This window comes from Microbacterium sp. 77mftsu3.1 (genome assembly GCF_900100525.1).
Classification (GTDB): domain Bacteria; phylum Actinomycetota; class Actinomycetes; order Actinomycetales; family Microbacteriaceae; genus Microbacterium; species Microbacterium aquilitoris.
Genome location: NZ_FNCR01000003.1, coordinates 441,447 through 460,788 on the forward strand (window position 1 = coordinate 441,447; position 19,342 = coordinate 460,788).

At 70.9% G+C, this 19,342-nt stretch carries 23 protein-coding genes; 12 read left to right on the plus strand and 11 right to left on the minus strand.

The window, feature by feature from the left end; translation table 11 throughout:
- Window positions 1-71: 71 nt before the first annotated feature.
- Entirely contained in the window at window positions 72-404 is a 333-nt protein-coding gene (locus tag BLR68_RS10710) for a hypothetical protein (protein ID WP_018186823.1), read from the plus strand.
- Here the strand turns inward: BLR68_RS10710 and BLR68_RS10715 are convergent.
- Window positions 401-700 carry a GNAT family N-acetyltransferase gene (locus BLR68_RS10715; RefSeq protein ID WP_018186822.1) on the minus strand — a complete coding sequence of 100 codons (300 nt, stop codon included), beginning with the start codon at window positions 698-700 and terminating at the stop codon, window positions 401-403. The two genes, BLR68_RS10710 and BLR68_RS10715, sit on opposite strands and share 4 nt — an antisense overlap.
- 422 nt (window positions 701-1,122) lie before the next feature.
- Here BLR68_RS10715 and BLR68_RS10720 point away from each other — a divergent pair, with 422 nt between their 5' ends.
- Both BLR68_RS10720 and BLR68_RS10725 read left to right on the plus strand, forming a co-directional pair.
- Entirely contained in the window at window positions 1,123-1,839 is a 717-nt protein-coding gene (locus BLR68_RS10720; RefSeq protein ID WP_018186821.1) for a winged helix-turn-helix domain-containing protein, read from the plus strand.
- Between the two features lie 61 nt (window positions 1,840-1,900).
- Window positions 1,901-2,836 carry a DNA-3-methyladenine glycosylase family protein gene (locus BLR68_RS10725; protein ID WP_018186820.1) on the plus strand — a complete coding sequence of 312 codons (936 nt, stop codon included), beginning with the start codon at window positions 1,901-1,903 and terminating at the stop codon, window positions 2,834-2,836.
- A gap of 3 nt (window positions 2,837-2,839) precedes the next feature.
- Here BLR68_RS10725 and BLR68_RS10730 read toward each other — a convergent pair whose 3' ends face one another.
- The gene (locus BLR68_RS10730; protein ID WP_018186819.1) at window positions 2,840-3,661 is read right to left on the minus strand and encodes an alpha/beta fold hydrolase; all 822 of its coding nucleotides are present in this window, start codon (window positions 3,659-3,661) and stop codon (window positions 2,840-2,842) included.
- Between the two features lie 68 nt (window positions 3,662-3,729).
- Between BLR68_RS10730 and BLR68_RS10735 the strand changes: the two genes are divergently transcribed.
- Entirely contained in the window at window positions 3,730-3,942 is a 213-nt protein-coding gene (locus tag BLR68_RS10735; protein WP_018186818.1) for a hypothetical protein, read from the plus strand.
- A 25-nt stretch (window positions 3,943-3,967) separates the two neighbouring features.
- Window positions 3,968-4,804 carry a GNAT family N-acetyltransferase gene (locus BLR68_RS10740; RefSeq protein ID WP_018186817.1) on the plus strand — a complete coding sequence of 279 codons (837 nt, stop codon included), beginning with the start codon at window positions 3,968-3,970 and terminating at the stop codon, window positions 4,802-4,804.
- 22 nt (window positions 4,805-4,826) lie between these two features.
- Here the strand turns inward: BLR68_RS10740 and BLR68_RS10745 are convergent, their stop codons facing one another.
- On the minus strand, window positions 4,827-5,951 hold the full coding sequence (locus BLR68_RS10745; protein ID WP_018186816.1) for a zinc-binding alcohol dehydrogenase family protein: 1,125 nt from the start codon (window positions 5,949-5,951) through the stop codon (window positions 4,827-4,829).
- 81 nt (window positions 5,952-6,032) lie between these two features.
- On the opposite strand from BLR68_RS10745, the gene BLR68_RS10750 reads away from it, so the two are divergent.
- Together BLR68_RS10750 and BLR68_RS10755 are read left to right on the plus strand one after the other, a co-directional pair.
- Window positions 6,033-6,599: a TetR family transcriptional regulator gene (locus tag BLR68_RS10750; RefSeq protein WP_018186815.1), complete on the plus strand. Its 567-nt coding sequence runs from the start codon at window positions 6,033-6,035 to the stop codon at window positions 6,597-6,599.
- Window positions 6,600-6,619: 20 nt separating this feature from the next.
- The gene (locus BLR68_RS10755; protein ID WP_018186814.1) at window positions 6,620-7,414 is read left to right on the plus strand and encodes an aspartyl protease family protein; all 795 of its coding nucleotides are present in this window, start codon (window positions 6,620-6,622) and stop codon (window positions 7,412-7,414) included.
- A 3-nt stretch (window positions 7,415-7,417) separates the two neighbouring features.
- Here the strand turns inward: BLR68_RS10755 and BLR68_RS17985 are convergent, their stop codons facing one another.
- Together BLR68_RS17985 and BLR68_RS10760 are read right to left on the minus strand one after the other, a co-directional pair.
- On the minus strand, window positions 7,418-7,567 hold the full coding sequence (locus BLR68_RS17985) for a hypothetical protein (RefSeq protein WP_018186813.1): 150 nt from the start codon (window positions 7,565-7,567) through the stop codon (window positions 7,418-7,420).
- Window positions 7,568-7,569: 2 nt separating this feature from the next.
- A complete protein-coding gene (locus tag BLR68_RS10760) occupies window positions 7,570-8,400 on the minus strand; it encodes an aldo/keto reductase (protein ID WP_018186812.1) in 831 nt (276 codons plus the stop codon).
- Between the two features lie 102 nt (window positions 8,401-8,502).
- Here BLR68_RS10760 and BLR68_RS10765 point away from each other — a divergent pair, with 102 nt between their 5' ends.
- From BLR68_RS10765 to BLR68_RS10775, 3 genes are read left to right on the plus strand one after another with little or no spacing between them, the layout of a single operon-like run.
- Window positions 8,503-9,774: a sensor histidine kinase gene (locus tag BLR68_RS10765; RefSeq protein ID WP_018186811.1), complete on the plus strand. Its 1,272-nt coding sequence runs from the start codon at window positions 8,503-8,505 to the stop codon at window positions 9,772-9,774.
- Window positions 9,762-10,454, plus strand: a complete 693-nt coding sequence (locus BLR68_RS10770) for a response regulator (protein ID WP_018186810.1) — start codon at window positions 9,762-9,764, stop codon at window positions 10,452-10,454. The genes BLR68_RS10765 and BLR68_RS10770 overlap by 13 nt, the downstream gene beginning before the upstream one ends.
- Window positions 10,451-11,308, plus strand: coding sequence for a hypothetical protein (locus tag BLR68_RS10775; RefSeq protein WP_018186809.1), 858 nt, complete (start codon window positions 10,451-10,453; stop codon window positions 11,306-11,308). Before BLR68_RS10770 ends, BLR68_RS10775 begins: the two co-directional genes overlap by 4 nt.
- 85 nt (window positions 11,309-11,393) lie before the next feature.
- Here BLR68_RS10775 and aztD read toward each other — a convergent pair whose 3' ends face one another.
- Genes aztD through aztB form a run of 4 tightly spaced genes read right to left on the minus strand, consistent with a single transcriptional unit; the run spans window position 11,394 to window position 15,512 of the window.
- Complete coding sequence (gene aztD, locus BLR68_RS10780) at window positions 11,394-12,566, minus strand: zinc metallochaperone AztD (RefSeq protein ID WP_018186808.1); 1,173 nt, start codon at window positions 12,564-12,566, stop codon at window positions 11,394-11,396.
- Between the two features lie 23 nt (window positions 12,567-12,589).
- Entirely contained in the window at window positions 12,590-13,486 is an 897-nt protein-coding gene (locus tag BLR68_RS10785; RefSeq protein WP_018186807.1) for a metal ABC transporter substrate-binding protein, read from the minus strand.
- On the minus strand, window positions 13,483-14,670 hold the full coding sequence (locus BLR68_RS10790) for a hypothetical protein (RefSeq protein ID WP_018186806.1): 1,188 nt from the start codon (window positions 14,668-14,670) through the stop codon (window positions 13,483-13,485). Before BLR68_RS10790 ends, BLR68_RS10785 begins: the two co-directional genes overlap by 4 nt.
- Window positions 14,667-15,512 (minus strand): zinc ABC transporter permease AztB, encoded by an 846-nt coding sequence (gene aztB / locus BLR68_RS10795; RefSeq protein ID WP_018186805.1) that lies wholly within the window; start codon window positions 15,510-15,512, stop codon window positions 14,667-14,669. The genes BLR68_RS10790 and aztB overlap by 4 nt, the downstream gene beginning before the upstream one ends.
- A 54-nt stretch (window positions 15,513-15,566) precedes the next feature.
- Between aztB and aztA the strand changes: the two genes are divergently transcribed.
- Complete coding sequence (gene aztA / locus BLR68_RS10800; protein ID WP_018186804.1) at window positions 15,567-16,268, plus strand: zinc ABC transporter ATP-binding protein AztA; 702 nt, start codon at window positions 15,567-15,569, stop codon at window positions 16,266-16,268.
- On the plus strand, window positions 16,265-17,947 hold the full coding sequence (pgi, locus tag BLR68_RS10805) for a glucose-6-phosphate isomerase (RefSeq protein WP_018186803.1): 1,683 nt from the start codon (window positions 16,265-16,267) through the stop codon (window positions 17,945-17,947). The genes aztA and pgi overlap by 4 nt, the downstream gene beginning before the upstream one ends.
- Window positions 17,948-17,958: 11 nt before the next feature.
- On the opposite strand, the gene BLR68_RS10810 is transcribed toward pgi, so the two are convergent.
- Together BLR68_RS10810 and BLR68_RS10815 are read right to left on the minus strand one after the other, a co-directional pair.
- Window positions 17,959-18,324 carry a hypothetical protein gene (locus tag BLR68_RS10810; RefSeq protein ID WP_018186802.1) on the minus strand — a complete coding sequence of 122 codons (366 nt, stop codon included), beginning with the start codon at window positions 18,322-18,324 and terminating at the stop codon, window positions 17,959-17,961.
- Between the two features lie 19 nt (window positions 18,325-18,343).
- The coding region (locus BLR68_RS10815) for an HNH endonuclease signature motif containing protein (RefSeq protein ID WP_091362302.1) at window positions 18,344-19,342 on the minus strand (999 nt) is incomplete at its 5' end.

A 19,342-nucleotide genomic window follows, 5' to 3' on the forward strand; every position in this document is an offset into this window, starting at 1 on the left:
GGCGGTCGACGGGCTTGACCCGGTCGCCGCGTCGCGACTACGAACGAAGAGGACGGGGCGGAGGGAACGGGATGTCGGGACACGGTCGGGACACGGCGGGCGGGCCGTTCGTGGTGACTCTCGTCGTCGACCTGCCGATCACGAAGCCCGACGCTCTGGAGACGATCGCGTTCGCGTGCGACGGTGTCGTCGAGCATGCGCGTACCGCCTATCCGCGCGTGAGCCTCTCCCCCGGCGCGTGGGCGGAAGTCCAGATCCCTAAGTTCGCCGACCCGCCGCCGCTCGCCATCGACGTCTGCTCCGACGAGTCGACAGCAGTCGCCCGGGCCGCCGCCGACAGGCTCAAGGGAGCACTCGAGAACCTGGGCTGGCGGATCCGCGATCCGAAGCCCGGTGAGGCCTAGGCCGTCCGCCGCTCCTTCAGGAGGGACTCGTGACCCGGGTTCGCGTCGAACCAGTCGGCGACGTACCAGCAGACGGGGATGACGCGCCGATCACCACGGCGCTCGAGGTCCGACACCACCCGCCGCACCAACTCTCCCGCGTACCCGGACCCACGGAAAGTGGGGATCGTGTACGCACGGGTCAACGCGATCGTCGTGCCGTCGTCGTTGTAATCGAGGATGCTGACGAGATCCTTGCCGCGGTGCAGGCTGTACCGCGCGGCATCCTTCTCGTCGGTGAAGATCAGCTCGCTCATGCGCTCACGCTACGCCGATCGCCGGGTGCCACACACGATCTCCGACGGATTGAGCAATCTGTCACATTCCGTCATGCGGAGGTCCTCGGGGCCGGGCGGTTTGACACATCCCGACGCGGTTCGTCATAATCGGCCACATGACTGACTTCGCACGCACTCTGTCCGCCCGGGAGGCGAACGGAACTGCCGGCATCATGATGCCGCAGCGTGCTGTCATGTGTTGCCGAATGTGTCGCTGACACGGTGATCCCCGCCGGGTCGCGCCGCCGTTTCTGAACACGGCGAGTCCGACCCCCGAGACTCCAGCTTTGCCGCCCACAACGCGGATGCCGGTTTCTCGCACATCGGCCTATGCGAGGCCACCCGCGCAACACTCTCGAACCCACGTCCCGCTCCGGGTTCCCCCTTCGAAGGACATCGCCATGTCGACCTCCGCTCTCCTCTCCGCCCCCGCCGCTCCCCGTCACCTCCGCGCCGTCGAGGACATCGCCACGCCGCCTGTGACGGAGCGCCCCGCTCCTAAGGGACTCCCCGCCGGCACCGCCCCCCGCGGGTTCGCCCTCTACGTCGGTCTCGACGAGCTGAAGGCCGCCGCTGACGGCGTCAGCCTCTCGGTCATCGTCGATGCGCTCCGCCGGACGATCGCCGAGCTCGCCCCGTCTGCCGAGACCCACGCGACGGTCGCCCTCGCCCCGGTCGGCGCCGGTGGCCGCGACGTCGACGTCGTGCGACTCGCCCTGCACGAGCCCGCCGCCGTCGCCCGCACCAAGCCCGAAGAGCCCCTCGACGAGCACGTGCCCGGCGGCGTGACGATCGACATCTCCCGTCGCCGCGTGCACATCGACGGCGAGACCGCGTCGCTCACCTTCAAGGAGTTCGAGCTGCTGCAGTACCTCGTGCTGCGCGAGGGCCGCACTATCGAACGCACCGAGCTCGTCTCATCGCTGTGGAGCCACACCGACGGCGACGACGCTCCCGGCGAGCGCACGATCGACGTCCACGTCCGCCGGCTGCGCTCCAAGCTCGGCCGCTACGAGGACATCGTCCGCACGGTGCGCGGCATCGGCTACCGCTTCGACCGGCACGCCGACGTCGTGATCCGCTACGGCCACGGCACCCCCTCGCCCGACCGCTTCTGATCAGGCCGCTGTCGGCGCCCGGACGTAGGGTGTCGGCATGAGGTCGGGACTGCGTGAACGGATGCCGCATCCGTCGCCGTCCTCGCACCTGAAGCCGCTCGAGGCGGAGTACCGCCCGACCGTTCCCACCGACGTGGCGGGCGCGATCCGGTATCAGCAGCGCGGAGCGCACGACCCGTCGCAGACCACGGCGGACGGCGTCATCTGGCGGGCGACCCGCACTCCCGAGGGGCTCGCGACGATCGCGATCCGCCCGGGTCTGCGAACGGTCCGGGCGGCCGCCTGGGGACCGGGTGCCGCGTGGACACTCGACCAGCTGCCGCGGCTGTGCGGCGCGGACGACGACCCCGGCGACTTCGATGCGTCTCGGCATCCGCTCATCGCGGCGACCCACCACCGGCGGCCCGACCTGCGGATCGGGGCGACCGACCTCGTCTTCGATGCGCTCGTCAGCAGCGTCTTCGAGCAGAAGGTCACGGGGCTGCAGGCCTTCGGGGCGTGGCGCTGGATCCTGACCCGCTACGGCGACGCCGCGCCCGGCCCGACACCGCGGCAGATGTACGCACCGCCGGCGGACTGGCGGATGATACCGAGCTGGTCGTGGCACCGCGCTGGCCTCGAACCGCCGCAGTCGCGCACGATCGTCGACGCCGCACGCCGCCGCGCCTCGATCGAGCGTGCCGCCGCCGCGGCCACGACGGGAGACGACCGCGACCGGGTCTTCACGAGCCTGCCGGGCGTGGGCGTCTGGACGAGTGCCGAGACCCGCATCCGCGCCTTCGGCGACCCCGACGCGGTCAGCTTCGGCGACTATCACGTCGCCCATCAGGTGGGCTACGCGCTGACCGGCTCACGCGTCGACGACGACGGGATGCGGGAGCTGCTCGAGCCGTGGAAGGGACAGCGGCAGCGGGTCATCCGCCTCATCGGGGCCAGTGGCGTCATCGAGCCGCGACGCGGTCCCCGCCTCGCCCCGGAGGACCACCGGGGCCGCTGACCGTCAGATCCGCTGGAGCGCAGCGAGTGCGGCGGGCAAATGGTCGAGGACCGCGATGTGTCCGACGTCAGGGATCCGCAGCAGCGTCGCCTGAGGGATGCCGCCGGCGATCGCGGTCGCATGCGACGGCGGGATGACGCGATCGAGCTCGCCCTGCAGGACCATCACCGGAGCGACGACGTCGGCGAGCGCGAACCCCCACGGCCGGGTGAAGGCGACGTCGTCGTCGACCAATCCGTCCGACCCCCACCGCGCGGATGCCGCGACGTCCTCGCCCAGCGACGCCCATGTCTCTTCGAGCGCGCGGTAGTCCGCCTCGACGAAGCTGGTCGGATCGAACTCCTCGACCTCGAGGTGAGCCGTGCGCGACGCGATCCCCGCGGTGGCGGATCGAAGACCGGACGGATCGGCCATGCCCGAGAACCACGACGCGTCGCCGGGACGGAACGGGGCGATCGACGCGAGGGTGACGACGCCGGCGACGCGCTCGGGTGAGAGTGCAGCGACGCCGAGGGCATGGGGGCCGCCCCCGGAGGCTCCCACCGACACGACGTCCCGAAGGTCGAGGATGTCCAACACGTCGGCGGCCCGTGCGGCCGCGTCACGGACGCTTCGCCCGGGCAGGCGGGGCGCTCCCCCGTACGCCGGCCGGGCGATGGAGACGACGTCGAAACCTGCGGCATCCGCCATCGCGGCCACGGGCGGCAGGACGGCACCGGTCTGCGGGGAGCCGTGATGCCACAGGAGTACCGGGCGCTCCACCCCGGGCTGCTCGACGCTGGCGTGGACGATATGGTCGGCCAGCTCCGGACGAATGAGCCTCATGCGCGTCACGGTAACGCCCTACGGTCCGAAGCGCGAGCGCCGGGCGACGGGAACCGTAGGCTGGCCGCATGGTGCAGCGACAGCGAGGACGCGGATTCTGGATCCTCGGGACGGTTCTGCTGTTCGCCGGCGGCATCCTGTTCGGACTCATTTGGCAGAACGTGTGGGTCGGGCTCGTCCTGGCGGCGGCGATCTCGATCGGGTGGCTCATCGCCTACGAGTCGCGCCGCGGGCGGAACCAGGGAATCTACGACCGTGACGACGACGGCGCCCAGCTCTGACCCCGACGCGCGGAAGGATCCTCCGGTGGAGTTCAGACCGCTGCGCGAGTCAGACCTGACCTCCGCTCCCGAGTGGACGGCGGGACACGAGCTCCGACCGGATCTCTGGCGCGGCGAGCACACCCGAGCCGTGGCCCTGGAGACCGACGAGATCGTCGCCGTCGGGATCATGTGGACGAGCCGCGTGCACGGCGACCGCTATTGGGTGGACGTCGTGGTGCACCCCGCACACCGCCGTCGCGGGATCGGCACCGCCGCCGTCCGGCACCTCACAGGCCTTCGCGCCGCGCCCCTCCCCCTCATGACACGCGCATACGTGGACGACCCCGCGCTCGCCTTCGCCGACGCGCTCGGCGCACGGACGATCCAGGTCGTGCCGCCTGCGGAGTCGACGACCACGGCGCGGGCCGCCCTGCGCGCCGATCCGGCTGTGATCGCCGTCGACGCGGTCGACCGGACGGTGATCGAGGCGGCGAACGCCCGGATCTACGAGTGGACGCATGCGTCGTGGAGCCCGGTCGGACCCGCCTTCGCCGATGCGCTCAACGAGGACCTGTGGGACGAGATCGACACCGAGGCATCCTCCGTCGTGAGGGATGCGACCGGTCGGGTCCTCGCGCTCGCCCTCGTCTACCTTGACGGCGAGACCCCGCTGCTGACGGCGGAGACGACGGATGCCGCGGCCCCCGACGGCGAGCGCCTCGTCGAAGCCTGCATCCGCCGCTCGCTCGACGTGCTGGCGGAGCGCGGGATCGCGGACGTGGAGTTCGACGGTCACGTCAGCGATCCGCACTTCCTTCCGGTTCTCGCCCGGTTGCAGCCGACCGGCCACTGGTTCCGCCTCGTCGAGATCCCGGCGTGATCGCCCGGCGACCCGCTCCGGTTCAGAGGGTCACGACGATCTTCTGCGCGGAAACTCCCGCGCGCTGACGATCCAGCGCCTCCTGTATCGCACCCACCCCGTCGCCGGCCACGACCGGCTCGGGCAGCGGACGGACGGTGCCGTCCGCCAGCCACTGCGGCAGCAGTCGCCCCCACAGCCGGCGCCCGATCTCGTCGTCGCGCAGGCTCGTCCCCCAGATGAAGGCGGCTCGGATGCCAGCCCGACGCGCGCGAGCGTTCAGCAGAAGCGTCCTCAGCCCCAGGCGTGCGAACGTGGGCAGCATCGCGGGGAAGAGCCGGCGGCGCCCGGCGAGCTCAGCGAGCGAGACGGGCATGCTCGCCATCGCGAGAACCGAACCGCCCGTCCGGCGCAGCACCTCGAGGCATCCGGCGGTCGACGTCTCGCCGAGGGCCACGGCACCGACGACGGGGCGCCCGCCGATCCCCGCCACGAGATCGTCGACGGCGCGGGGGGAACCGTGGTCGGCGACGACGTCGGCACCGAGCGACCTGACGAGGTCGGCGTTGCGCGGCGACGCCGTGCTGACCACGTCGTATCCGGCCGCGCGGGCGAGCTGGATCGCGTTCATGCCGACGCTCGTCGACCCGCCCCACACGACGACGACCCCGCGGTCGCGGGGACGGGCGTCGGCGGGGTCGTGGATCGCCAGTCCGAGATGGCGCGGCTGGAACAGCGCGCACGCGGCGGTGGAGGCGCCGAGGGGGAGGACGGAGGCCTCCACGTCCGAGATGCCGTCCGGGATGGGGGCCGTGAGGTGTTCCAGGAGCGTCGTGTACTGCTGGAACGCGCCCTCGCGCCGGGAATCGCGACCGCGATCCGTTCCCGTCGCGAGCCCGAAGACACGATCACCGACGCGGAACCGCGTGACCTCGGAGCCGATAGCGACCACGTCGCCGGCGACGTCGGAGCCGAGTACCGCCGGCGTCGGCAGCCACCGGTAGGTGACCGAACCCGTGCCCTGGATGACCCAGTCGACCGGATTGACCGCGACGGCGTGGACGCGCACGACGACCTCGCCTGCCGCCGGGTCGGGCGTCGGCATCCGCTCGACGGAAAGTCGCGCGCGGGGCGCGGCGAGGACGGCGGCGTCGTGGTGTCGGGGCATGTCGGTTCCTCCGGTCGTGATGTCACGTGGTGTCATCACTGTACCTCGCATGACACAGGGTGTCGTCACTATGCTGTCCGGATGGCCAGATGGGCACCGGACACCCGGGAACGACTGCGAGCGGCGGCGCTCTCGCTCTTCGAGGAGCGCGGCTACGCGGCGACCACCGTGCCCGACATCGTCGACCGGGCCGGCGTGACGCGCCGCACGTTCTTCCGCCACTTCAGCGACAAGCGCGAGGTCTTCTTCGACGACGACGAGATCCCGCAGCTCGCGACCCGCATGATCGCCGAGGCGCCGCGGGACGCGCAGCCGATGCAGGTCGTGATCGACGGTCTCCGGATGCTGGCGCGCGAGCGCTTCGAGCCCCGGCGTGCCGAGATTCGCTTCGCCCGCCAGGTGATCGCATCCGAGCCGGCGCTGCGCGAGCGGGACCTGCGCAAGCAGGCGGATCTGCGGGACGCCATCAGGGAGGGCTTCCGCCGCCGCGGCGAGGACAAGGCGACGGCGGCGGCGATCGCGGGAGTCACCGTCGAAGCCCTGCAGGCAGCACTGGAGGCATGGGCATCCGAGCCCGCAGGCGCCTCTCTGACCGATCACCTCGACGAGGTGCTCCGCCGGATGCGGGTGCTGCTGCAGTCGCTCTGAGCGCTCATTAGGGTGATGCCGTGAGCACAGTCATCCCGCTCGACCTGGATGCCGATCCGGACCTGCCCGACGCGATCGCGGTGCGGGTGGTGGCCGAGATCGACGGCACGATCCACAGCCTCATCGTCGACACCGGCGGCGCGCGCAGCGGCCTCGTCGACGGTCCGCTCACGGCCGGGCTCGAGCGGCTGACACCGCAGGACCCGGGCGGCGGCGGGGTCTTCTCCCGGGCCGGGTCGACAGAGCGCGTCACCGCGCGTGAGCTGCGCATCGGCGACCTCGTGGTCGAGCGGCCGGTGTTCGACCTCGAACCGAATCCCGCGGCGCCGTCGCTGCTCGGGCTCGATGTGCTGCGTCGCCACCGGCTGGACTTCCGCTTCTACGCCGCGCTGCTCGAGCTCGACGCCGAGTCGCCCGTGGACGAGCGGCGCGATCTGGTGCAGTCCTCGCGCGGGCATCCCTACGTCGACGTCGCCTGGGCGGGCGGCGCGTGGCCCGCCATCTGGGACTCGGGTGCGAGCGTGAGCGTCATCGACCGGGGTGTGGTGGCGCGGCATCCGGAACACTTCCGTCCTGCGGGCGAGGCGGAGGGGACGGATGCCTCGGGTGCCGCGAACGAGCTTCCCCTCGTCTTGCTCCCGGAGGTGACGATCGGAGGTCGTCGGTTCGCTCCATCGATCGCCGCCGTCGCCGACATCGCCGGACTCGTCCGGCCCGGCGATCCGCCGTTCGAGCTCATCCTGGGGATGCCGGTGCTCCGCCACGCGGACTGGGCCGTCGACCTGCGCGACGGCTGGTGGGGATATCTCGCCTGAACCCTAGCCCACGCGTGACCGACGGTCGGCGGCATCCTCACTTCCGTGGCGCGCGGCGAGCCGCACGATCCAGTAGATCCCCCAGACGATCAACGCGATCATCGCGACGACTCCGAGGAGGATCAGCAGATGCCAGCCGACGAGTCCACCCATGCTCACATCTCCTCGTGGGTGTCGGGGTCGCCGTCCCACAACCGGCCGCGCTCGAGGGCCGAGATCGCGGCGATCTCGTCGTCCGTCAGCGAGAACTCGAACACGTCGGCGTTCTCGGCCTGGCGGGCGGGGTCGGCGGACTTCGGAATGGGCGTGCTGCCGAGCTGAACGTGCCAGCGGAGGACGACCTGCGTCGGCGTGACATCGTGCGCGGCCGCGGTGTCGATGACGACCTGCTCGCTCAACAGCTCCGAGCGCCGGGCGAGCGGACTCCAGCTCTCGGTGCGGATGCCCTGCGAGGCGTGGAACGCCCGCAGGTGCGCCTGCGGGAAGTACGGGTGCAGCTCGACCTGGTTGACCGCCGGCACGACGCCGGTCGCCTCGATGATCCGGGCGAGCATCGGCTCGGTGAAGTTGGAGACGCCGACCGATCCGACGCGCCCCTCCTTCTGCAGATCGACCATCGCGCGGTAGGTGTCGACGTATTTGTCGACGCTCGGGTTGGGCCAGTGGATGAGGTACAGGTCGATGCGCTCGAGCCCGAGGCGCTCGAGCGATCCCTCGGCGCTGCGGCGGGTCTCGTCGTAGCCATGGTCGCGACCGGGGACCTTCGTCGTGACGATGAGGTCGTCCCGGATGCCGCTGCGCCGCACGGCCTCGCCGACCTCGCGCTCGTTCTCGTAGTTGACGGCCGAATCGAGCAACCGGTAGCCACCCTCGATCGCGGTGACGATCGACTGCGTGCCGTCCTCGCCGCGGAGGTTGTAGGTGCCGAGACCGAGCTGCGGGAACGCGGTGCCGTCGTTGAGGGAGACCGTGGGGATGCTGACCATTCCGCCACCGTACGCCGGATCCGCCCTTTGGGGGATAACCCGAAAGGACGTCTCGGGTCCGCCCCGATGTGGCGGTCTCGGGGTCGCCCCTAGCGTGGGGACATGACTTCCGACACCTCCGCGCCTCCCCGGCGGCTCCGGCCGCTGCGGCGCCTGGGCGCGCTCGCGCAGCTCGCCGCCATCGCCCTGGTGGGCATCGGCATCCTCACCACCGCCGCCACCCTTTTCGGCACCGGTATCGGCTTGGCGCTCGTCCTGGGTATCGGCCTCGTCCTGATCATCGCTGCGCTCTACGTCGCGTGGGCCGCGGCCTGGCTCGAGCATGAACGAGCCGAAGGCCTGTACGGCCACGGCATCCCGCCGCTGGCTATCCGCAGGAGCGGGGAGCCGGGCTTCCGAGGCTTCCTCCGCACACTGTGGCTCCAGTTCATCGACGGGGCGATGTGGCGCGGCATCGGCAGCTTCGCGATCGCCTCCGTGCTCGGCTGGATCGTCATCGGGGCCACGTCTGCCGTCGTGACCGGCATCGGACTCGCCGTCTCGCCTCTCGGCGGCGCCGCGGGCGGCCGACTGCCGGTCCTCGGCATCCCGCTCACGGGCGGCTGGGCCGTCGCGGGCGGCATACTCGCGGTCCTGGTGAGCCTCGGCATCCTGTTCGGGGTCACCCTGCTCGACGACCTTCTGACCCGGTCGATCCTCGTGCCCTCGCGCGAGGCCGTCCTCGCCGAGCAGGCGCGGACCGCCGGGGCCCAGCGGGCCGGTGCGGTGCGGGCCAGCGAGGTCGAGCGCACCCGCATCGAACGCGACCTGCACGACGGCGTCCAGCCGCGGCTGGTTTCGGTCGGGATGACCTTGGGGCTCGCGCAGCAGAAGATCGACTCCGACCCGGTCGCGGCGAAGGCGCTGATCGATGAGGCGCACACCTCGACGAAGGCGGCCATCACCGAGCTCCGCCAGCTGGCCCGCGGCATCCACGCGTCGGTCCTCGACGACCGGGGACTGGATGCCGCCCTCTCAGCCCTCGCGGCACGGTCCCACGTCCCCGTCGCCCTCGACGTCCGTCTCGACGAACGCTGCAGCGCGACCTCGGAGGCGGCGGTGTACTTCGTCATCGCCGAATCGCTCACCAACGCCGCCAAGCACGCCCGCGCCACCGAGGTGCGCGTCGTGGTCCGCAGCCGCGACGACGCCCAGGCCGGACGCCTCATCTGGGCGCGCGTCGAGGACAACGGCATCGGCGGCGCACGCGTGCTGCCCGGCGGCGGTATCGACGGGATCATGAACCGGGTGCTCGCCGCCGGCGGCACCGCGACGCTCGACAGCCCGATCGGTGGACCGACGGCTCTGGAGGTGACGGTCCCGTGCGCATCCTGATCTGCGAGGACTCGACGCTGCTGCGCGAAGGCCTGGTCCGCGTGCTGGAGGACGCCGGCCACACCGTGGTCGCCGCCCTCCCCCACGCCGGCGACATCGTCGAGACGGTGACCGCGTCGGCGCCGGAGCTCTGCATCCTCGACGTCCGGCTGCCGCCGACGTTCACCGATGAGGGCATCCGGGCGGCGCTGACGCTGCGGGCGCAGCATCCCACCCTCCCCGTGCTGGTGCTCAGCCAGTATGTCGAGGAGCGCTACGCGAGCGACCTCATCACCGGGCAGAACGCCGCCCTCGGGTACCTGCTGAAGGACCGCGTGGCCGACGTCAAGGACTTCCTCGACTCGATCGACCGGATCGCCGCCGGGGCCACGGTCCTCGACCCCGAGGTCGTCGCCCAGCTGCTGACCCGCCGAGCGCGGGACGAGCGGATGTCGCGCCTCACCGACCGGGAACGCTCCGTCCTCGCGCTCATCGCCGAGGGAAAGAGCAACGCGGCCATCGCCACGGCGCTCTTCGTCTCGGAGGCGAGCGTCGAGAAGTACATCACCTCGCTCTTCCAGAAGCTCGGCCTCGAACAGGATGAGCACGGCAACCGACGGGTGCTCGCGGCTCTCGTCCACCTCGAACACGGCACCTCGCCCGCCGCTGGGCATCCCGATCAGAACGGAACGAACCGATGAGCATCGACCTCACTCCCCCGCCCACCGCTCCCACGACGCCTGCCCCGCAGCCACCGCAGCAGCCGCGGCGCGCGTCGGCGCAGATCGTCTCGATCATCGCGATGTCGCTCGGCGGCGTACTGCTGCTCGGGACGCTCGTCTCGGGCATCGGCTCGATCGCCTACGCGAGCACGAATCGCGGCGCCGGCGATCAGTCGGCCGATGTCGCGGGTGTGACGGGCCTGTCCTTGGACGTCTCGGCCGGTCACGTCGTCGTCGACTATGCGGACGTCGACGAGGCGACCCTCACCGTCGACGGGAACCGCGACTGGAAGCTCGAGCGGCGCGGCGAGACGCTGTCGCTCTCCAACTCGCGCCCGTGGTGGATGCTGCAGGTGGGCTTCGACGCGACCGAGAATCGCGCGACGCTGACGCTCCCCGAGGAGATGGCGGGCCAGAAGCTGGATGCCGACGTCAACGTCGCGGCGGGATCGGTTACGGCAGACGGCACCTACGGGCTCCTCGACGTGTCGGTCGGTGCGGGCGACGCGACGGTGACCGGCACCGCGGACGACGTCCGGGTCGATGTCAGCGCCGGTGATGCCGACGTCGCTGTCGGCGACGTGCAGCGCGCGAATCTCACCATCGGCGCGGGTCAGATCACTGCCGACCTCCGCGGCGAGGACCTCGACGACGTCCGTGTGGATGTCAGCGCGGGGACCCTCGTGGCGACCCTCCCTGACGAGGCGTACCGCGTGACGTCCGACGTCTCCGTCGGCACGTTCGACAACCGACTGCAGACCTCGACGAGCGCCACGCGCACCATCGACGCCACCGTCTCGGCCGGTACGGTCACCCTCCGCCCCGGCGTCTAGCCCCTTACGTACGACGAGCCGTCGCAGATAGTCGCCCCCGAACCGGGGAAACGACCATCCGCGACGGCTCGCGGTGTGTCAGGGGTCAGCCGACGACGGCGATCTCGTTCGGGACGTGGTCGAGCGCCACGGTCTTCGCGATCTTGTCGGCGGCCAGGTCGACGACGATGATCTCGCTGTCGGCGGGATCGGTCACGTAGGCGAACGACCCTGCGACCTTGACGGACGGGTGCGGGTCCTGCCACTCGGCCGGGCCCTCCCACGGGTCGACGACGGACAGCGACGAGATGATCTCACCCGTGGCCGGGTCGATCGAGTGCAGCTTGCCGTCGGTCCCGATCAGGACCGCTTCGGCGTCCGGCCCGCGTCCGACGCCGCGGTAGGTGTACTCGACACCGTCGGGCAGCGCGACCTTCTCGAGCGTGTTCGCCTCGGTGTCGATCAGGGCGAGGTTGCGGAGGAGGTAGCCCTCGGCATCCGGGTCGTCCTTGTAGTCCATGACCACGAGCGGGCTGTTCTCGGACACGTAGGCGTTGCCCATGCGGCCGTACTCGTCAGGAGACGTGAGCTTCGTGATGGTGCCGTCCTTCACGACGAGGGCGCCGTTCTCGCAGCCGAAGACCACCGCTTCGTCCTTCGCGGTTCCTTCACCGTGCACGCCGGGGCACTCGTCGTTCGACGCGATCTCGTTGCGGTCCTTATCGAGGACGCGGATGCCGGTGCGCCCTGACTCGTCGCCGACGGTCGTCAGCAGGGTGCCGTCCTCGAGCTCGACGGAGACGCCGTGGTGCGCGGTGACGCCGGCGATGACGTCGGCCTTCGGGAGGGCATCGCCCGTCTTCGCCAGCTCTGCCGAGTCGAAGATCGTCGTGTCGCTGGTCGCGTCGTCGTACAACACCGTCTTGCCTGCGTGCGAGACGACGTGCCCCGCGGTGGCGGCGGGCACGACGAGGTCGGTGAGCTCTGGCTGCTGCGCGTCGAGCAGCTGGAAGCCCTTCGACGTGGTCACCATCACGTGTCGGCCGTCGCCGGCGGCGTTGAGGCGGATGAAGTCCTCGGAACCGAACTCGCCGAGATTCGCGTAGTCGTCGCCACCGAGGACGAGCACGCCCCCCTCGTACCCGACGGCGACACGGGGGCCGTCGGGTACGGCCGCGCTGTCGGCGGGGTCGGATGCGGGCTGCGCTGCGGACGCGCAGCCCGCGAGGAGCAGGGCAGCGGCGCCGGCGAGGGCACCGAACTGCAGGGTCTTCTTCATGGGTTTCCTTTCCAGGGAATGCCTCATGGGGTGAGGCCGTCGGCGATGCTCTGCAGGTTGCGTCGCATCATGTCGAGGTAGGTGCCGCCCGGGGAGCCTTCGGGGGCGAGGGACTCGGTGAACAGTGAGACGACGTCGACGTCGCGGCCGGCCTCGTCGGCGAGCACCCGCATGAGCCGGTCGGGCTGCGACGAGTCGGCGAAGATCGTCGTCACGCCGGCCTCGTCGATCGCGTCGACGAGGTCTTTGAGGTCCGAGGCGCTGGGCGCGGCGAGGGTCGTCCCACCCGGGATCGCCGCTCCCAGGATCCGCACGTCATAGCGCCGGGCGAGGTAGCCGAAGACGTGATGGTTCGTGACGAGCGCCCGATGCTCGACGGGGATCGCACCGAGGGTGTCGGCCATGTCGGCATCCAGCTCGTCGAGCTCGTCGAGGTAGGCAGCGGCCGCCTTCTCGACGACGGATGCCTCCACCCCGGCGATCTGCGCGAGCTGCGGCGCAAGCGCCTCGACCACGCGGGCGGTCTGCGTGGGATCGGTCCAGAAGTGCGGGTCGACGGCATCCGAGTCGGCGTAGTCGAGCGGCTCGATGTGGTCGCCCGCCACGAACGAGGCGACCCCGTCGGCCACCGCGGCGTCGACGTGGTGCTGCACGCCCTCTTCGAGCCCCAGCCCGTTCGAAACGAGCAGGTCGGCGGTGCGCATGCGGGCGGCTTCACGCGCCGAGAGCTCGAACGAATGCGGGTCGCTGCCGCGGGGCATGAGGGTGACGACATCGACCTCGTCACCGACGAGGTTCGCCGTGATGTCCCCGAGCAGGTCGGTCGTGACCACGACGGTCGGCCGGTCGCTGCCCGCGGCGGCACACCCCGTCAGCGCGGCGACGGCGGCAACGACCGCCGCGGCGAGCGCGCGCCTCATCGGCCCGTCTCCGCGACGAAGGCAGGGGCATCCGGCGTCTCGAACGTGCGCGCGATGCGCGCGGAGTCGGCGTGGTCGATCTCGAACATCGCGTTCTCGGCGGGTCCGTTCAGGTAGGTGCGGTTCGCGTCGATCTGCAGGGTCACGCCCGCCGCGAGGACGGGGTCGGCGAGGGATGCCGTCACCAGCGGTTTCGTGCGGGCGAGGGGCTTCCCCGACTCCCCGTCGAGAACGAGCACCTCCCCCTTCGTCGTGAGGGCGACGACGTGCTGGTCGGCGTCGTCGACCGCGGCGACGCGGGCGAGCGGCTCGCCGGCATCGACGCGGGTCCACGCGCGCTCGCGGGTGTCGAGCAGCCAGAACGCGTCGCCGCCGGTGAGGCCGGCGACCGTCGGCCGCCCCTCGCGTGCGGCGAAGGAGAGCGCGCGGTCGTCGGCACCCTCGGGGTAGGGGATCCGCTCGAACGAGGTGCCGTCGGCATCCGTCACCGCCAGGATCGCAGCGTCGGCGCATCCGACGACGACGCCGACGTTCGTGGCGATCGAACCGGCGGGATCATTGCAGGGCACGGTCTCGACGTCGGCGCCGGTCGCGTCGACGTGGCGGAGACCGTCGGCATCCGTCACGAGGGCGCCCGTCGGGAGCGGGACCACCATGCCCGAGCCGGCGGGGACATCGAGGCGGAAGCGCTCCTCGATGCGCCCCTTCTTGAGCGCGTCGAGGTCGAGGAGCACGGCCTCTCCCCCGTCGAACCGGATCCCCGCACCGAGGTCGCTCGCGACGACGGTCGGCTCGCCGTCGCCGGTGAGGTCGCCGAGGATCACTGCGGGAGCCTCGTAGTAGTGGAAGTGGTCGACGTGGTTCCACGTCCAGACGCCGCTGTCGACGATCCCGACGCCGCCGTCGCGCCCCGCGTAGAGGAACCGGCCGTCGGTCTCGAGCGAGGTCGGCGGCGTGATCTCGCCGAGTGCGTCGGTCGTCTCGTCGAGCAGGTCGAGGTGGCGGACCTCACCGCCCGGGGTGACGCTCGTGAGGTGCAGGGCGGGCTCGGCGAGCTCGGTGGCGCCCGCGATGGCGCCGTGCCCCTCGCCCGTCGATTCGGGGACGGATGCCGGCGCCGACTGGCAGGCGGCGAGAGTGAGGGCGAGCACGGGCACGAGGGCGATCGGGACGCGGCGGTTCATGCGGTCCTTTCGTCGAGGGAGGAGCGGGTGGGGCGGATGAGGGCGCGGATGCCGGTGGACACCGCGCCGGAGCAGATCGCCGTGAAGGCGACGGTGGCTCCCGCGGCGGTGCCGAGGTGCCATGAGAGGACGAGGCCGACGGCCACGGCGGCGGTGCCGATGACGGCCGCGAGCGCCATGGTCGGCACGATGCGGCGGGTCCACGCGCCGGCGGCGACGGCCGGTCCGAGGAGCATGCCGACAACCAAGAGCGATCCGACGGCCTGATAGGCCGAGACGACAGCGAGGGTGACGAGGCCGACGAGCAGGATGTGCGCGAGGCGAGGGCGGAGGCCGAGCAGCTGCGCCTGCCTCGGATCGACGGCGAGTGCGACGAAGGAGCGGTGGCCCGCGGCGGCGACCAGCAGGGTCACAGCCGCAGCGACGGCGAGGAGCACGAGGTCGCCCCGCTCGATCGCCAGGATGTCGCCGAAGAGGATGGCCGAGGCATCCGTCGCGAAGCTGCGCGAGGCCGAGATGACGATGACCCCCAGCGAGAGACTCGCGACGAAGAGGAGGCCGATGCTGGTGTCGGCCGAGATCCGGCCGCGGCGCTGCAGGGCTCCGACGCCGAGCGACATCGCCGCCGCGCTGACGGCCGCGCCGGCCACGGGTGGGAACCCGGTGAGAGTGGCGACCGCGATCCCGGGCAGCATGCCGTGGGCCATCGCCTCGCCGAGGAAAGCCATGCCGCGGAGGACGACCCACGTGCCGACGACGGCGCAGACGACCGCGACGAGGGCGCCACCGACGAGGGCGCGCTGGACAAAGGCGACGGCGAACGGATCGAGGAGCACGGACACGGTGCCCGACTGTACACGTAATTGAGAACGGTTTTCATTTGCAATACTGGTCGGATGCACAGCTCACGGGTCGTCGTCCGGTTGGGTGAGGTCTGCGTCGACATCGACGGGCACCGCGCCCTCGACGGCGTCGATCTCGACGTTCGCGCCGGCGTGCTCACCGCTGTGGTGGGCGCGAACGGGTCGGGGAAGTCGACGCTCGTATCCGTGCTCGCGGGGCTCCGCGCGCCGACGTCGGGCACGGTCGAGATGCGCCCGGGAACGGCGATCGCACTCGTGCCGCAGCACACCGCCGACACCGCACGACTGCCCCTGACCGTCACCGATCTCGTGTCGATGGGCCGCTGGCGCGAGCGCGGCGCTTTTCGCCCGCTGCGGCGGAGGGACCGGGAGCGCGTCGCCGAGGCGATCGACGCGGTCGGGCTGAGGCCGTACTCCTCTCGTCCGCTCGGTGCGCTCTCGGGAGGTCAGCGTCAGCGGGCGTTCGTCGGCCAGGCGCTCGCGCAGGACGCGGATCTGCTGCTCCTCGACGAGCCGACGAGCGGTCTCGACGATGCGTCGCGGCGAGCCGCGGCATCCGCTCTGCGCGTCGCGGCCGACAGGGGTGCGGCGGTCGTCGTGGTGACGCACGACCTCGGCGAGCTCGGTGACGTGGACGACGTCGTCACGCTCGCGGCGGGTCGGATCGTGGGTGCGCCGACCGCGTACGACACGCGGGGGCGGAGGGGTCGGAACGTGAGTAGCGTTGAGGGGTGACCAACGCTCCGATCGATGCCACCACCACGTCCGCCTGGGCTGAACTCGAGTCGCTGAAAGCCGGCTTCACCCCCGATCTGCGCGGCTGGTTCGCGGCAGACCCGGAGCGCGTCGCCAAGCTGACGCACGACGTCGCCGACCTGCACGTCGACCTGTCGAAGAACCTCGTGACCGACGAGATCGTCGCCGCCCTCGTGCGCCTCGCCGAGCAGACCGGCGTCGCCGAGCGGTACGCCTCGATGCTCGCGGGTGAGCACATCAACACGACCGAGGATCGTGCCGTGCTGCACACCGCTCTCCGGCGTCCCGCCGACGCGACGCCGTCGCTGACGGTCGACGGTCAGGACGTCGACGCCGACGTGCAGGGCGTGCTCGACGCGATGGCCGAGTTCGCGGGCCGGGTGCGCACGGGCGAGTTCACCGGCATCACCGGCAAGAAGGTCGAGACGGTGGTCAACATCGGCATCGGCGGGTCGGACCTCGGGCCCGTGATGATCTCGGCGGCGTTGGAGCCGTATGCGGATGCCGGCATCTCGGCGCGCTTCGTCTCTAACATCGACCCGTTCGACATCGCGTCGAAGACGAAGGACCTCGACCCCGAGACGACGCTGTTCATCGTCGCCTCGAAGACGTTCACGACGCTCGAGACGCTGACCAACGCGCGCCTCGCCCGTGACTGGCTGTGGGAGGGCCTCGCGTCGGCGGGGGCCATCGACGGCAGCGACGAGCAGAAGAAGGATGCCGTCGCCCACCACTTCGTCGCGGTGTCCACGGCACTCGACAAGGTCGCGGACTTCGGCATCGACACCGCGAACGCGTTCGGCTTCTGGGATTGGGTGGGCGGCCGGTACTCGGTCGACTCGGCCATCGGGCTGTCGCTCGTGATCGAGTTCGGGCCTGACACGTTCCGCGAGCTGCTGGCCGGCTTCCACGCAGTGGACGAGCACGTGCGGACGACGCCGCTCGCGCAGAACGTGCCGGTCCTGATGGGCCTGCTGAACGTCTGGTACACGAACTTCCTCGGCGCGCAGTCGCACGCGGTACTGCCGTATGCGCAGCAGCTGAGCCGGTTCGCCGCGTACCTGCAGCAGCTGACGATGGAGTCGAACGGCAAGTCGGTGCGGTGGGACGGCTCCCCCGTCACGACCGACACCGGCGAGGTGTTCTGGGGTGAGCCGGGCACGAACGGGCAGCACGCGTTCTACCAGTTGATCCACCAGGGCACGCGACTGATCCCGGCGGACTTCATCGCGTTCGCGAACCCCGCCTACGCGCTGACCGACGGCGACCGGGATGTGCACGGCCTGTTCCTCGCGAACTTCCTGGCGCAGACGAAGGCGCTGGCGTTCGGCAAGACGGCCGAGGAGGTCGAGGCCGAGGGTACGACCGGTGCACTGGTCGCGGCACGGACGTTCCCCGGCAACCGTCCGACGACGTCGATCTTCGCGCCGTCCCTGACGCCGACGGTGCTCGGCGAACTGGTCGCCCTGTACGAGCACATCACGTTCACGCAGGGTGCGATCTGGGGCATCAACTCGTTCGACCAATGGGGCGTCGAGCTCGGCAAGCAGCTCGCCATGCAGATCGCGCCCGCGATCGAGGGCGACAGCGACGCTTTCGACTCGCAGGATGCCTCGACCAAGGCGCTCCTGGAGTACTACCGCGACCACCGCGCCTGAGGCTCAGTCGCTCAGTCTTCGAACTCGGCGCGGATCTCGGCGATGCCGTGGAGCTCCGTGCGGAGACGCCGGACGAGCGCATGTCCGTGCGCGAGCCAACGTTGCTCGTCGGGGATCCCGCCCTCCAGCGTGTGGATCTGCCATTCCTGGTTCCACGCCGCGAGCGAATCCTCAAGATCTGTCGAAAGAGGCAGCATCCCGCGTTCGATCAGATAGTGCTCGGTGAACCTCTCCCAGAGCGGGAGATCGGTGACGTACTCCGGGAAGACGCGGATCAGGCGTCGACCATCATCGAGCCGCGGAGGGGTCCGGCTCTTCACCTGCCGATCCTGCTTCGCCCACAGCGCTCGCTTGCGCGCTTCGGTCTCGTTGCCCACGGGCCCACCGTACCGACCGCTAGAACGGTGGTGGGTCGGTGGTGAACTGCGGAATCCGCCGTTCGGGCTTTACGAGGTAGACCCGGCCGGCGGGTGAGGTCCATTCGAGTGCGCCACCGGGTTGGGCTCTGACGTGCCAGCCGGTGTGGTGCTTCAAGGTGTGGTGCCCGCGGCAGAGCGGTGCGAGGTTGCTGGCGTCGGTGTGTCCGCCGTGGTGCCAGTCGACGGTGTGGTCAATGTCGCACCGATCCGCCGGGATCCCGCAGCCGGGGGCCATGCACCGGGCGGCCCGCCACGCGACGAGCCGGCGCAGGTCCACGGGAGGCCGGTAGTGCTCACGGCCGACGGACAGGACGACCCCCGTTTCGGGGTGGGTGAGGACCCGCATCCACCCGGATGCCGCCCCGCACAACTCCCGCGCATGGTCGAGCGGGATCGGGCCGACGCCGTCGACCTGCGCGGCAGAGCCGTCACCCGTCAGGAGCGTGAGAGCGGGCACGGTGACCGTGACGGTCGGGCGGATGCCGCGCACCGTGTCGGGAAGGGATTCGGTCTCCCCGTCGATGAGGAGGTCGCCGAACACGTCGGCGCGCTTCTGATCCAGGATGCGCTCATCATCGAACGTTTTCGCGATGGCGGTGAGCCGCCCGTGGATCGCGTGCGCTTCGACGGCGGGGAGGTGCGCGGTGAGCCACGCCATCCCGTCCGCACCGGGTTCGACGCGCACGTGCCTGCGGGCGACGGCATCCATGTGACGTTCCGCGATGGTCGCTTCACGCTCCCTGTCCACAATCCGCTTCACGGCGCGGCGGAACGGCCCGGTCGGCATCTCCTCCGCGAGTGCGAGCACTTCGGACACCAGCTCGTCGCGCACGACGTCGACTTCATCGAGCCCGTCGACGATGATCGTCGCGTGGGTGTCGGTGATATCCGCGTGGCTCATCGACTCCCACACCGCCGGGTACCGCTTCACCAACGCCCGCCCGACCCCCATGAGACGTCCCGCGGCGTGCTCACT